Origin of the sequence: Sulfuriflexus sp. (assembly GCF_032250955.1) — a bacterium.
In the GTDB taxonomy this organism is placed as follows: domain Bacteria; phylum Pseudomonadota; class Gammaproteobacteria; order AKS1; family AKS1; genus Sulfuriflexus.
This window is the reverse complement of sequence record NZ_JAVVES010000020.1, coordinates 1-14393: the sequence shown is the minus strand read 5'-3', so window position 1 is coordinate 14393 and position 14393 is coordinate 1. Positions and strand designations below refer to the sequence as shown.

Here is a 14393-nt window from a genome sequence, read left to right as displayed (position 1 = left end):
GATGGCTAGCATTGAAGTTGGTGGCAAGAGCATTGAAGTAGATGAGGAAGGTTACCTCGTTGACCGTAGTGAGTGGACTCCAGAGATTGGTGCTCATATGGCTGAACTTGACAACTGTGACCTGACAGACAATCACATGGAAGTAATTAACTTCCTGCGTGAATACTACGAAGAATACCAGATCGCCCCTGCTGTTCGCGTTCTGACCAAGGCTATTGGTAAGAAACTGGGCAAGGACAAGGGCAACAGCAAGTACCTGTACGAACTGTTCCCATACGGTCCTGCCAAGCAGGCTTGTAAGTACGCTGGTCTTCCAAAGCCAACAGGCTGCGTATAAGACTTTGCATACCGGTTTGGCCGGGATATGTCCCGGCCATACTTACTTACGCCATGAGGTATTAATCGATGTCTGTGACATTGGCCTATAGCATTTTATTTTATTTCGCCACAGTAACTCTGGTTGCTGGCTTGGCCTATCGCATCTATACGTATGCGAAGACCCCTGCCCCGCTAAAGATTGCGACGACACCCGCACCGACTACCCGTGCTGGCGTTGCCTATCGGCTGGCACGCGAGGTCGTTTTATTCGAGAGCTTGTTTAAAGCCACCAAATGGACCTGGTTATTTGGCTGGGCATTCCACTTTGGTATGTTGCTGGTGCTGCTGCGCCACCTCCGTTATTTCACGGATACCCCCTGGTTCTGGGTGAATCTTATCCAGCCATTTGGTATCTATGCCGGTTTCGCTATGCTGCTGGGCCTGTTTGGCCTGTGGGCACGTCGCTTCCTGGTTGATCGCGTACGTTATATTTCGTCACCGTCTGATCACCTGATGCTGATTATGCTGATTGGTATTGCCGCAAGCGGCCTGCTGATGAAGTTTGTTTCCCATACAGACATTGTCGGCGTCAAGAATTTTATGATTGGCCTGATGGAATTCAACATTCAGCCAATGCCGGAAAGCCCCATTTTGATGGTTCATCTTGGACTCGTTGCTGTGCTGATGATTGTGTTCCCGTTCAGCAAGTTGTTACATGCAGCGGGCCTGTTCTTCAGTCCAACCCGTAACCAGGTCGATAATCCGCGTGAAGTTCGACACGTTGCAGACTGGGCCAAAGACGCTAACAAATAAGCGTTAAGTACAAGATTTAGGAGAGCAACAACGTGGCAGATTACGACGTACCAGAGCTAAAGGACATCCCGGTCATACCTGCTGTGCAGGAAGGCACGATGGCCAAGAGCTCGCCATTTATTGCGAAGCCTGAGCATCAGGAACCACTTGGCTTTCCCGGTGAACTGGTTGAAAACTGGGAACAGGTTGCGCTCGACAAGCTCGAAGACCTGACACACAAGTACCGCTCACTAAAGGTATACCTTGATTCATGTGTGAAATGTGGCGCCTGTACTGATAAATGCCATTATTTCCTCGGTACCGCCGATCCAAAGAACATGCCAGTGGCACGTCAGGATCTGTTGCGCAAGGTTTATCGTCGTTACTTCACCCTGCCCGGCAAACTGTTTCCGAAACTGGTCGGCGCTGTTGACTTGACCAAAGATGTACTTGATGAATGGTACAGCTACTATCACCAGTGTTCACAATGCCGTCGTTGCTCGGTCTTCTGCCCTTACGGTATCGATACAGCCGAAATCTCCATGGCTGCCCGTGAGATCCTCGACACCGTTGGTGTTGGACAAAAGTACTGTAACGAGATTATCGCCAAGGTTTACAAGATCGGTAACAACCTCGGTCTGCCCAAGCCAGCACTGGTTGACACCCTTGAAGACCTGGAAGAAGAAGTCGAAGAGGACACCGGCGTTGCCGTAAAGTACCCGGTAGATGTTGAAGGTGCAGACATCCTCGTTGTCACTCCTTCTGCCGACTTCTTTGCTGAGCCTCACATTGATGGCCTCATCGGGTACGGCAAGGTCTTCCATCAGGCCGGCATTAACTGGACTCTGAGTTCGCATGCCTCTGAAGCCGCTAACTTCGGTATGTTTATCGGTAGTTACGACAATATGAAACGTGTTGCACTGCGTATCCGTGAGGCAGCACTGGATCTGGGTGTAAAGCGTATTGTTGTCGGTGAATGTGGTCACGCCTGGCGCGTTGCTTATGCCTTCTGGAACACGCTGGCTGGTCCGTTTGACTTCCTCGACCCGAATTACCCTGTGCCGCAGCACATTATTGAGGTCACACATGACCTCATACAGCGCGGCGCACTGAACCTCGATCCGTCAGCCAATGACGATCACCGCGTTACCTTCCACGATTCCTGTAACGTGGCACGTGCAACACGCATGGGTAACATGCCAGGTGGTCAGTTCATTCTGCCACGCGAGGTTATCAAGGCGTCTGTCAATCATTTCTATGATATGGCGCCTGAAACGATTCACGAAAACACGTTCTGTTGTGGTGGCGGCGGCGGCCTGCTGACCGATGACCTCATGGAACTTCGTGTTAAAGGGGCAATGCCTCGTATGCAAGCTCTGGATGAGCTTGTGAAAGAGCATGATGTGAACTATCTTGCTGCGATCTGTGCGATCTGTAAGAGTCAGTTCACGAAGACATTGCCCTATTACAACTTCCCAATGGATATGATCGGTAGTGTTCACGGTCTGGTTAGCAATGCTATCCAGCTGGGCACCAAAGAATAATTTAACTGGATTCCTTATCAGGAGAACAGAGATGGCAACATCCAAGAAAGACATAGCAAGCAACCTCGAAGGTTTTACACATCGCCGTTTTGAAGATGGCGAGAAAGATTGGGCATCATGGGGCGATCAGATTTTCGTCGGTGACGAGACTCACAAGTGCCCGACTTACGTCCACAAGACTCCACCCTGCCAGGGCAGTTGCCCTTCAGGTGAAGACATCCGTGGCTGGCTGAACATTGTTCGTGGTATAGAAAAGCCGACCGGCGAGATGGACTGGAAGGAATATGCCTTCCGTCGTTCCACCGACGCTAACCCGTTCCCGTCAACCATGGGTCGCGTTTGTCCCGCGCCTTGTCAGGATGGCTGTAACCGTAATGAAGTCGATGACTATGTCGGCATCAATGCTGTTGAACAATTTATCGGCGACAATGCGCTGGAATCCGGTTACACCTTCGAGGCCAGCAACACTGACTCCGGCAAAAAGGTCGCCATCATTGGTGGCGGTCCTGCTGGCCTGTCAGCAGCCTACCAGCTGCGCCGCATGGGTCACGCTGCTACCATTTTTGACAACCATACTGAACTTGGCGGCATGATGCGTTATGGCATCCCTGGCTACCGTATGCCACGTGATGTGCTGGATGGTGAAATCAACCGCATCATCAACATGGGTGTAGAAGTCAAGACCAACACCAAGGTCGGCACTGACATCTCAATGGAACAACTGGAAAAAGATTTTGATGCTGTGCTGTTTGCACTTGGCGCACAATCCGGTCGCGGTCTGCCCATCGACGGCTTCGACGAATCAGAAAACTGCATCAGTGGTGTTGCTTTCCTCGAGGCCTTTAACGATGGCCGTCTGAAGGCCGTTTCCGGTCGCGTTGTGGTAGTCGGTGGTGGTGATACCTCTATCGACGTTGCCTCGGTGGCCCGTCGTCTTGGTCACATCAAGGATGCCAGCGAAAAAGACCGTCCTGAAAACGTGGTTCTCGGTCACACAGCCCACGACGTGGTCGACATCGCCAATATGGAGGGTGCCAATGTTACCCTGATTTCACGCCAGCCGGTTGAAAACATGAATGCTGCGCAGCATGAAATTGAAGATGCAACCCGCGAAGGGATTCAAATTCAGGGCTCCCTGACACCGGTCAGCGTCGTCCGCGATGAAAGCGGCCGGGCTACTGCCCTGCGCGTTGCCAAGCTTGATTACTCAAGCGGCAAACCGGAAGTCATTGAGGGTTCCGAGTTTGACCTGGAAGCTGATCTCATCGTTTCCGCGATTGGCCAGAGTGGTACTTTCGAAGGCATGGATGACATCGCTAACGAGCGTGGTCTTATCGACGCCGACAAGCACTTTCAGATCCCGAACAAGCCAGGCTTCTTCGCCTGTGGTGATATTGTTCGTCCACATCTGCTTACTACCGTTATCGGCCAGGGTTCGATCACTGCCGAGACCATTGACCACTTCTTCAAGAATGAAGCCCTGAAGAATCGTCCAAAGGTCGATGTGCATAAATTCAACCTGATGGATAAACTGAAAGAAGTCGGCAATACACCGGGTGTATTCAAGGCGATAGAAGACGAACGTGCAATTGATGCCGGTTTGCGCGGCACCGATGGTGAAGGTAAATCGGTCGGTGGTTTTGCGGTTCATAACTACGAAGACCGTGCCGCGAATGAAATCATTGCTCATGAAGAACTGTTCCTCGGTCACTTTGCCAAGGAAGACAGGAAGAAACGTTCCGAACATGTCCCCACTGCAGAAGAAGTACTGGGTCATTTCCAGGAGCGCATGGATGGTCTGCCGGAAGAAGACGTGGTTACAGAAGCCAAACGCTGCATGAGTTGTGGCATGTGCTTCGAGTGTGACAACTGTGTCATTTATTGCCCACAGGATGCCGTTCTGCGTACACCGAAGGACGAGTCCACCATGGGTCGTTATGTCTACACAGACTACACTCGTTGTATTGGTTGCCACATCTGTGCTGATGTTTGCCCTACCGGCTACATCAAGATGGGCCTTGGCGAACACTAATTGACCAAATTAGGGATTATCGTGAAGCAGATTCGCAATCTACTTATCGTACTGGCGGCCTCGCTCATTTTGAGTGGGCCGCTCAGTGCGGCTGATATCGGTCCGGAACTGAAGATCAATCGCAGCAAGGGCGACCAATGTGTCGAACCTGCTGAGGTGATGCGTCGGGATCACATGGAGTTTCTCTTGCACAAGCGAGATGAAACTATGCACAAGGGCATTCGCACCGAGAAATACAGTCTCAAGGAATGTATTAATTGTCATGCCAACAAGGATGAACAAGGAGATTACATTCCGGTCAATGCCCCCGGTGAGTTCTGCCAGTCTTGTCATACCTATACCAGCGTCAAACTGGATTGTTTTGAGTGTCATGCCACCAAACCTCGCGAAACGGCCTTCCACCCGATCGTAACTGATCGCATGAATGCCTACCGTGAACAGCACGAAGCACCTCCAAGCAAAACACTGCTCGACTCGATCGCTCGTCAAGGTGGTGAACAATGAACAAGCAGCCAAAAGTAATTACAGGTCGCCGTGAATTTATCGGTAAATCTGCGGCCGCAACCGGTGGCGCCATTGCAATTGCATCCGGTGTCACCCTGTTCCAGGTTGGTCAGGCATCTGCACGTCCGGCTGATGAGTCCGTCAGCAATAAGGTCCGATGGGGTATGCTGGTAGACAGCAACAAGTGCGCAGATGGCTGCAATGACTGTGTCACAGCCTGCGAGACAGAGAATGCCTGGGGTAGCGGCAGCAGCGATGAGCAGCAGTCTGGTGCTTCGCAAAAGGCACAGTGGATTCGCACTGTTACCCTGAAGAATAACCTCACGGGTAGCGAACACCAGTTGCCGATGATGTGTCAGCATTGTGAAGAACCACCTTGCGTAGATGTCTGTCCAACAGGCGCTTCCTTCAAGCGTGCCGATGGCATTGTACTTGTCGATAAACACATCTGTATCGGATGTCGCTATTGCATGATGGCCTGCCCCTACAAGGCACGCTCATTCATTCATGAAGAACTCACCAATCAGAATCCGGACGTGCCGCGTGGTAAAGGTACGGTTGAATCCTGCACCATGTGTGTTCATAAGATCGACCGTGGCGATGGCAATACTGCCTGTGCTGAAGCTTGTTCGAAGGCAGGCCACAATGCCATTATCTTCGGTGATCTGAACGATCCTGAGAGCAATCTCTCAAAAGAACTGAAGCAGCAAGCGTCTACACAAATACGCGCCGATCTGAACCTGAACACCGGCGTTCGTTATCGTGGTATTTAATAGATACTGATTCAGCGGAATTGGAATTATAAAAAATGAAGCCAGCTATTCATTACAGTACAGTCGAAGGTCGCAGTCTCGCTTATTGGGGCTTGCTAGGTTTTTTGAGTTTTGTCCTGCTGCTCGGCCTGGGCGCAACATGGGTGATGGAACATAACGGCCACCACGTAACCGGCATGAATAATCATGTCATCTGGGGTATGCCCCACGTCTTCGCCGTATTCATGATTATCGCCGCCTCTGGGATACTGAATGTTGCCTCTATCGGCAGTGTTTTTGGCCGGAAGATGTACAAGCCCTTGGGACGTTTATCCGCCCTGCTCGCCTTTGCCTTTCTGGCCGGCGGTCTGATGGTATTAATGCTCGACCTCGGCCGACCTGACCGCCTGGTCATTGCCGCCACCTACCTTAATCCGAAGTCAGTATTTGCCTGGAATATCCTGCTTTACCCGGGCTTCTTCCTTGCCGTACTGGTTTATGTCTGGTTCATGATGGAACGGCGCATGAACAAGTATTCGCATCAGGCTGGCCTGTTCGCCTTTATCTGGCGCCTGCTTCTGACGACCGGCACCGGTTCTATCTTCGGCTTTATTGTCGCCCGCCAGGGCTACGATGCGGCCATCATGGCACCGATGTTCATCATTATGTCATTCGGCTTTGGTCTCGCTATCTACATTTTGACCCTGATGGCCGCCTACCGCTGGACCGGGCGTGAACTGGGTGACAGTGTACTGCGGACCCTGAAGAACCTGCTCGGCGTGTTTGTTGCCGCCATCTTCTACTTTGTATTCGTATTCCATCTGACCAGCCTGTATGGCACCGAAAACCACGGTATTGAGCGCTTCATCCTCATGGAGGGCGGCATCTATACCCAGATGTTCTGGATCGGCTGGGTTATTATCGGCATGCTGTTGCCCATGGCGATTGTTTATCACCCGAGCATGGGCAAGTCACGCAACTGGATTGGCATAGCCAGTGCTATGGTGATCGTCGGCGGTCTGGCATCCATGTACGTCATCATTATTGGTGGCCAGGCTTACCCGATGCCAATTTTCCCGGGCTACGAAGCCAGCTCAAGCTTCCTCGATGGTCAGGTTGCACAATATGCACCAAGTATTTGGGAAATTGGCCTTGGTCTTGGTGGTGTTGCCCTTGCCCTCGTCATGACCACGTTTGCCATCAAAGTACTGCCCTTCCTGCCTAACAGCCTGGAAGATGCACTCGTTGACCCACACCACAAGCCAGCCCCGGTCGAAGCTGAGGCTACCGCTGGCTAGGTTACCAACAGCAAAGGCTATAACTGAAAACGTGGGGTATGCATAATGCCCCACGTTCTTGTTTCTGCTGCTCATAAATCATCGGGCAAGACCACGATTAGTATTGGTCTGTGCGCCGCCCTGAATGCCCGTGGCATCAAGGTGCAACCCTTCAAGAAAGGCCCTGACTACATAGACCCGATGTGGCTGGCCAGCGCCAGTGGCCGCGATTGTCATAATCTCGATTTTTACACCATGCAACACGAAGAGATCCTGGATAACTTCAGCCGTTTCGCCCATGCAGCCGATTTCAGCCTGATAGAAGGCAACAAGGGTCTATACGATGGCCTGGACCTTGACGGCAGTAACAGTAACGCTGCGCTCGCCAAACTGCTTGAAGCACCCGTAATACTGGTTCTCGATGCCCGAGGCATGACACGCGGTGTTGCACCGTTAATCCTCGGTTACCAGGCTTTCGACACAGATGTCCAGATCGGTGGTGTCATTCTCAATCGGCTCGGCGGTTCCCGGCATGAAAGCAAGCTCCGCCGGGTTATCGAGCACTATACCGATGTGCCTGTAATTGGTGCCGTACACCAGCATGAAGACATGGCCATCGTCGAGCGTCACCTGGGGCTCATGCCCAGCAATGAAGCACAGGCAGCAGGTCAACACATCGCCAATATCGCCCGGCATGTGAGCGAGTCTGTCGATCTCGACCATCTTCTCGAAATCGGCGGGCAGGCTGGCGAAATCACTACTCCTGCTGCGCAGACGATAACAGCCGCTGCAACAGATTTGCGTATTGCCATCGCACGTGATGCAGCATTTGGCTTTTATTATGCTGGCGATTTGCAGGCCATGCATGATGCCGGTGCCGAACTTGTTGAGTTCAGCAGTATGGATGACAGTTCCCTGCCGAAAAATATCGATGGCCTGTTTATCGGCGGCGGTTTTCCCGAAAGCTGCATGGACAGGCTTGCCGCGAACAAGAGCATGCTTGAAAGCATACGTGCTGCAATCGAGAACGGCTTACCTGTCTATGCCGAATGTGGCGGCCTGATGTATCTATCGCGCTCTATTCGCTGGGATACCGAACGGTATGACATGGTCGGCGTGATCCCCGGTAATATCCAGATGCACGCAAAGCCACAGGGCCGTGGTTACGTGCGAATCAGGGAAGTTGAAGACTTTATCTGGCCTGCCCAGGATAGCTGCCGGGAGCATCAGGCACATGAATTCCATTATTCGAGCCTGGAGAATTTTTCGCCTGATTCAGACTATCGCTTTGCCTATGAAGTCATGCGTGGACATGGCATTAATGGCAGTCATGACGGAATCATATATAAAAATATGTTAGCCTGTTATACGCACCAACGTCATGTTAAAAATAACCCCTGGGTAAAACGCTTTATCGATTTTGTGCGCGGCAAGCGCAATTCGTAACCACTAGCTAAGGTATGAAATGTTATGATAACGATTACAGACGCTGCTATTGAACAAATCAAGAAATCCGCCGCCGATAGCGACATGGTCGGTATGTTTCTGCGCATCGCCGCCACCAAAGATAAAGAAGGCAATATTGAATATGGCATGGGCTTTGACAATAACAAGGCCGACAGCGATGCTGTAGTCAGCATCGGCCCGCTTGATATATTGATTGGCGAGTCCTCGCGTGACCTGCTAACCGGCGCCACTCTCGACTTTGTTGATATCGAAGGGGAAGAAGACAAGCACTTTATCTTTATTAATCCTAATGATCCAAACCAGACACCGCCACAAGCCGGATAGTCATGGCAGTTGCCAATGCCTGTCCGTTTGAGCGCGCCATACAAAGTACCGAATTTGACTGCGCCCAGTCGCGCAAGACATTTGTTGGCGAAAAGGAAAATGTAATCTGCTCCAATCTTGATGCGCGCCAGGATTGTGTGTCACTGGTTAGCCAGTTGAAGGCAAATGCCCGCTTTGCCCTGCAACTGAATACCGCGCATGGTCTCCTCACCCATGGCCAGGAGATGAGACTCAAGAGTGGTGGTCTGCGAGGTCTGCAAACATTGCCCCGCGCAGCCAGGAGCCGCGACATCCACGAACTGGTAACGCATGCCATCGCTGAATTCAACAGCATCGAACAATTCCCCTACCCCGAACTTGTCAAGGCGATTAGTCGCTACAAGCGCCGCCGTGACTCATAAGCCAATGTAATTAAACAATATTTCAATGGATACCAGGTCGCTGACATCACCCTTCCTTGCCATTTATCTGCTAAAATAGACACAGTTTGTAACCACATCGATGTCATGAACCCTGAATCAATACTCCAGCGCGATAAAATCAACCAGACGAGTCACTATGTCCCGGATGACTCGCTCGGTGCACTGTCCGGTAATATTGTTGTCAGCACCCTGTCACGCAACCGTCTGCTCGTGCCCATCCTTGGTCTACTGGTTACCCTGTTGCTATTTGCCGCCACAACCTTTATCGGCTTTTTCTGGCCAAACCATGCGGATGTGGTCTTCATTACACAGCTGTTGTTGCTCGTTTGTGGGCTCTTCCTGCTCGCCTATACTGTATACCGTATCCGCCAGCAAATGCTTAAACCCATTGCTGATCTACGTAACTGGTCGCAACGTATTCGTGCCGGTGATCTGCATAAGCATATCGACTTGCCACCCCGTGGCGAGTTCGCCAGTCTTATCCAGGACGTTAACGGGCTGACTGATGAGCTGCATAGTCTCACCGAGGAAATGGATCAGCGAGTCCGTGAGCAGACCGCGCATATCGCCAACAAATCGCGCTCGCTTGAAATCCTGTATGACATCACCACCAGTCTCAGTTCAACCGGTAATCTGGACGAACTATTGGAACAGTTTCTTGATACGCTGATGACGCTGGTGGATGCCAGTGCTGCCAGTGTACGACTTGTTGAAGGTCTCCAGACCCGTCTGGTCGCCAGTCGTGGTATGACCAGTACGATCCGTGAAGAAGATCTACTCGTCGATATGAATCGTTGTATGTGTGGCCGGATAAGCCAACATGGCGGACTCGGTATCCAGAAAGGTGTGGAGGCCTGTAACCAGTTTCTCTCTTGCGCCGTAGTCGAGGGGAATTGTAGTGAAATGGTGGTTGTCCCGCTACAGTATCAGGATCGTATACTTGGGGTTTATAATCTCTTTCTGGAGCGTCCCAGCAGTGAACTGGGAAGGGATGCCCGTGACCTTCTCAACTCGATTGGCAAGCACCTTGGCCTGGCTATTGCAAAGTCGCGCCTTGACGTTAATGCCCGGCGCCTGGCCATCATGGAGGAGCGCAACATGATCGGCAATGAACTTCACGACTCGCTTGCACAGGCACTGGTTGGAATGCGACTGCAAACTAAAATGCTTGGCGAGACCCTGTACAAGAAGGATGTACGTGCTGCACAGAGTGAAGTACGTCGCCTGAATACATCAATTGATGAGGCGCATACCAGCCTGCGTGAATTATTATCTAACTTCCGCTCGCGCATGGATGAACGAGGTCTCGTCTACGCAGTGCAGGACCTCATCTATAATTTCAAGCAGGAAACCGGCATCAATACCTATTTTCATACCGGCGATATAAAAGATCATGCCGGGATGTCACCGGCACAAGAATTCCAGGCCTACCGTATCATCCAGGAAGCTTTGGCAAACATCAAAAAACACAGCAATGCCTGTAATGTACGCATCCTGTTCAACCGCCCCGCTGACGGCGGTTGCACGATTCTCATCGAAGATGATGGTCTTGGCATCAGTGATGATCAGGAAATCGCCAATCCCGGCGAACATATTGGCCTGTCGGTTATGCAAGAACGTGCCGATGCCCTGGGTGGCGAGCTCGAAATAGAGAGTGATGCTGGGGAAGGAACACGCATAATTTTGCATATTCCTCAAACCAATCAGAAACATTTAGAAACATTTAGAAACATTTAGAAACATAGTTTGAGGTAACAAGCATTGCGAGTCTTACTTATAGATGACCATGCCCTCGTTCGAAGAGGGCTTGAAGAACTCCTGCAGAGTCGCGGCATTGAGGTGATTGGTTCAGCAGGTAGTGGTGAGGAAGGAATTGAATTAGCGACCTCTCTACAGCCAGACATAATCCTGCTTGACATCAAGATGCCAGGGATGAACGGTCTTGAAACCCTGTCACGCTTGCGCGAACTGGAGAACACTATTCCGGTACTAATGTTAAGCATGAGCAGGGATGAGGAAGATCTTGCGCGGGCCCTGCGAGACGGTGCGCGCGGCTATCTCTTGAAGGATATGAATCCGGATGAGCTGATCCCTGCTCTCAATGATGCCCTCGCTGGCCAGAATGTTGTTGCCAAGGAACTGGTTGGTTCATTAACCAACATTATTCAGGGTAAGCCGCAGGAACAGGAAAAAATTGAGCCCGCCACACCGCTTTCCGAATTAACACCACGCGAACAGGAAATCCTTGAGCATATCGCCGGAGGCGAAAGTAACAAGGTCATAGCCAGGCATCTCGGCATTTCTGACGGCACTGTAAAACTTCACGTCAAGGCCATCTTGCGCAAGCTCGGCGTTCACTCTCGTGTTGAGGCTGCCGTGATTGCAGTTGAACATGGTTACAGGCAAGCGAATAGATAACAACCAATACAGGCAATACTATGAAGAAATTCAACGAGCTGGTTAGCGAATATGCCGAAAAGGTCAGCGAAATCATGCCATGGGATCTTGAGGAGCAACTCGAATCCGACAGCCCGCCTTTACTCGTTGATGTGCGCGAACCTTATGAATTTACAGCCATGCACATCAAGGACTCGCTTAACGTTCCACGCGGCATACTTGAAACCGCTTGTGAACATGATTTCGAAGAAACTGTTCCTGAACTCGTTGAGGCGCGCAACCGGGATGTCGTCGTCATTTGCCGATCCGGCAACCGCAGTGTATTCGCGGCCTATGTCATGCAATTATTGGGCTATAACCATGTCAGTTCGTTGAAAACCGGCCTGCGTGGCTGGAATGATTACGAACAGCCGCTGGTCAATGATGCTGGTGAAGTTGATATTGATGACGCCGAAGAATACTTCACACCCAAATTACGCCCGGAACAGATGCACCCTGGGAAGTAGCCGCCATCTCTCCGGCTTTATTAATATCAGATACTTAACACTTATTTACTGAAAAAATTTAATTAACCAGCTATTCTGCCGATAAATCTATAGACCAGCGTAAACGGTAGATTGAGGAAGGAACAGCGCTATGACCGGCATCGACCAGGCTCACGACATGCCCCGCCTGAACCGTGAAAAGCTAAATGAAATCAAAGAGATAATGGGTGACGAAATTCAGGATATCGTTTCTGAATTCTCAAGAATCGCCCCCAACGCACTCGCAACCATTGCTGCCTCTCTTCAATCCAATGATACCGAGAGGGTTTTTGTCGAGGCGCACACGCTAAAATCCAGCAGCGGTATTATTGGCCTGTCCCGGTTTTCCCGGCTCTGCGCCATACTTGAAGTGCAGGCTCGAAATAATGACATGGTGAAAGCAGAGAATCAGCTGCAATTGCTGAACACCGAGCTGCCGATAGGCATTGATGCAATCAACATCATGCTCCGCAAATAAATACCTATAGCAACCATGCCGGCACAAGAACCGAAAAAAATCCTCGTTATTGATGATGATTCCGTCACGCGTAAAGCGCTAGTCAAAATCCTGAAAAATAACGGTTACATCCTGTTTGATGCCGACAATGGCAGTATCGGCATTGATATGTTCAATGCACACAAGCCTGACCTCGTACTGATGGATGTCATCATGCCCATCATGAATGGTTATGATGCCTGCAGCAGGCTCCGCGCTATTTCTGACTACCAGAGCCTGCCTGTTTTAATGCTGACTGGTCTCAGTGATGTCGACTCGGTAGACAAGGCATTTGATGCCGGTGCAACCGACTTTATTACCAAGCCGATTAACTGGCCCCTGCTCGAACAACGTGTGCGTTATGCCCTGCGCGCCACCGAGATGCATGAAAGCCTGCAAAAGCATCAGGCCAAACTCAGCCATGCGCAGCGTATCGCACGATTGGGTTATTGGGAAATGGATAATGGTTCTGATGATATCAGACCATCTGTCGAACTCCTCGAACTACTCAACCTTGATGAATCATATAACCACCAATCAATAGATGAATTCCTGAAGCTCGTCCATCCAGATGATCTGGAACATTTCAAACAGGCCTTTTCTCAACTTTTAACCAGAAATTTGCCATACCAGATAGAGCATCGTCTTATCCGACCTGATGGTGTAGAGATGTATGTTCATCAGCAAACCGAGATTATCTGTGATGTACATGGCAACCCTGTCAGCATCGTCGGTACATTACAGGATATCTCAGAACTAAAAAGTGCCCGGGAATTAATCAACCATCAACGTCACTATGATAGTTTGACGGACTTGCCCAAGCGAAAAAAATTTCAGGAACGTGCCAGAAAGATGATTGAACTTCCCATGCAAAAGGGAAAATTAATTGCCACTACTCTGGTGAGTATCGATAAAATCAAACATATTAATGAAACACTCGGCCATGATGTCGTCGACGAGGTCCTGATAGCGTATGCGCAAAGACTCAAGACTATCAGAACCGGCGATATCTATATCTCGCATCATCATGATGATACTTTTGCCATCCTTGCTTCCGGGCTGGAGGACTTCAATCAGGTCAATGATCTTGTACAAGAGATCATGGCGATTAACGAACTACCCGTCTGGATCGGTGAAAGCGAACTGCACATCCAGTGCAGTATCGGCTTGAGCCTCTACCCGCTTGATAACGATGACTTCGATACCATTCTCAAGGGTGCTGAAAATGCCCTGAACCGGGCTCGTGCCAATGGTGGTAACCAGGCGGTTTTCTATAGCGAGGAAATGAATCGTAAGGCACATAATCGTCTCGAGATAGAACAGGATATGCGCAAAGGCCTCGAGCGAGATGAGTTTGTTGTTTACTATCAGCCACAGATCGATACCCGTACCGGCAAGGTTAGCGGTATGGAGGCACTGGTTCGCTGGCAGCATCCGGAGAAAGGCCTTATCCCGCCATTCGATTTTAGCCTCGTCAGAAAAATTCATGGGTAGTTTTCGGGGCAGGTAGCGCTCCAAGCGCGTGATATAAGGCGATTTCAGTC

15 protein-coding genes are annotated in these 14393 nt (G+C 50.6%); all 15 read left to right on the top strand.

Translation table 11 applies throughout. From position 1 onward, the window contains the following. Position 1: 1 nt before the first annotated feature. The 15 genes from RQ738_RS05400 (at position 2) to RQ738_RS05330 (ending at position 14343) form a co-directional block, all read left to right on the top strand. Positions 2 to 337 carry a TusE/DsrC/DsvC family sulfur relay protein gene (locus tag RQ738_RS05400; protein ID WP_314162678.1) on the top strand — a complete coding sequence of 112 codons (336 nt, stop codon included), beginning with the start codon at positions 2 to 4 and terminating at the stop codon, positions 335 to 337. A gap of 68 nt (positions 338 to 405) precedes the next feature. Beyond that, positions 406 to 1131: a respiratory nitrate reductase subunit gamma gene (locus RQ738_RS05395; RefSeq protein ID WP_314162677.1), complete on the top strand. Its 726-nt coding sequence runs from the start codon at positions 406 to 408 to the stop codon at positions 1129 to 1131. 32 nt (positions 1132 to 1163) lie between these two features. After that, complete coding sequence (dsrK, locus tag RQ738_RS05390) at positions 1164 to 2654, top strand: sulfate reduction electron transfer complex DsrMKJOP subunit DsrK (protein WP_314162675.1); 1491 nt, start codon at positions 1164 to 1166, stop codon at positions 2652 to 2654. 31 nt (positions 2655 to 2685) lie between these two features. Continuing rightward, entirely contained in the window at positions 2686 to 4686 is a 2001-nt protein-coding gene (locus tag RQ738_RS05385; RefSeq protein WP_314162674.1) for an NAD(P)-binding protein, read from the top strand. A gap of 21 nt (positions 4687 to 4707) precedes the next feature. Beyond that, positions 4708 to 5190: a sulfur reduction protein DsrJ gene (locus tag RQ738_RS05380; RefSeq protein ID WP_314162673.1), complete on the top strand. Its 483-nt coding sequence runs from the start codon at positions 4708 to 4710 to the stop codon at positions 5188 to 5190. After that, a complete protein-coding gene (gene dsrO, locus RQ738_RS05375) occupies positions 5187 to 5963 on the top strand; it encodes a sulfate reduction electron transfer complex DsrMKJOP subunit DsrO (RefSeq protein WP_314162672.1) in 777 nt (258 codons plus the stop codon). The genes RQ738_RS05380 and dsrO overlap by 4 nt, the downstream gene beginning before the upstream one ends. A gap of 35 nt (positions 5964 to 5998) precedes the next feature. Then, a complete protein-coding gene (nrfD, locus tag RQ738_RS05370) occupies positions 5999 to 7240 on the top strand; it encodes an NrfD/PsrC family molybdoenzyme membrane anchor subunit (RefSeq protein ID WP_314162671.1) in 1242 nt (413 codons plus the stop codon). A 45-nt stretch (positions 7241 to 7285) separates the two neighbouring features. Next, the gene (locus RQ738_RS05365) at positions 7286 to 8665 is read left to right on the top strand and encodes a cobyrinate a,c-diamide synthase (protein ID WP_314162670.1); all 1380 of its coding nucleotides are present in this window, start codon (positions 7286 to 7288) and stop codon (positions 8663 to 8665) included. A 24-nt stretch (positions 8666 to 8689) separates the two neighbouring features. Continuing rightward, positions 8690 to 9010, top strand: a complete 321-nt coding sequence (locus RQ738_RS05360; protein ID WP_314162669.1) for a HesB/IscA family protein — start codon at positions 8690 to 8692, stop codon at positions 9008 to 9010. A 2-nt stretch (positions 9011 to 9012) separates the two neighbouring features. Then, positions 9013 to 9411, top strand: coding sequence for a hypothetical protein (locus RQ738_RS05355; protein ID WP_314162665.1), 399 nt, complete (start codon positions 9013 to 9015; stop codon positions 9409 to 9411). Between the two features lie 105 nt (positions 9412 to 9516). Then, a complete protein-coding gene (locus RQ738_RS05350; protein ID WP_314162663.1) occupies positions 9517 to 11169 on the top strand; it encodes an ATP-binding protein in 1653 nt (550 codons plus the stop codon). Positions 11170 to 11193: 24 nt separating this feature from the next. After that, the gene (locus tag RQ738_RS05345; protein ID WP_314162662.1) at positions 11194 to 11850 is read left to right on the top strand and encodes a response regulator; all 657 of its coding nucleotides are present in this window, start codon (positions 11194 to 11196) and stop codon (positions 11848 to 11850) included. A gap of 20 nt (positions 11851 to 11870) precedes the next feature. Beyond that, positions 11871 to 12335, top strand: coding sequence for a rhodanese-like domain-containing protein (locus RQ738_RS05340; RefSeq protein ID WP_314162661.1), 465 nt, complete (start codon positions 11871 to 11873; stop codon positions 12333 to 12335). Between the two features lie 130 nt (positions 12336 to 12465). After that, positions 12466 to 12831 (top strand): Hpt domain-containing protein, encoded by a 366-nt coding sequence (locus RQ738_RS05335; RefSeq protein ID WP_314162660.1) that lies wholly within the window; start codon positions 12466 to 12468, stop codon positions 12829 to 12831. Between the two features lie 15 nt (positions 12832 to 12846). Next, complete coding sequence (locus tag RQ738_RS05330; protein ID WP_314162658.1) at positions 12847 to 14343, top strand: diguanylate cyclase domain-containing protein; 1497 nt, start codon at positions 12847 to 12849, stop codon at positions 14341 to 14343. Positions 14344 to 14393 lie beyond the last annotated feature (50 nt).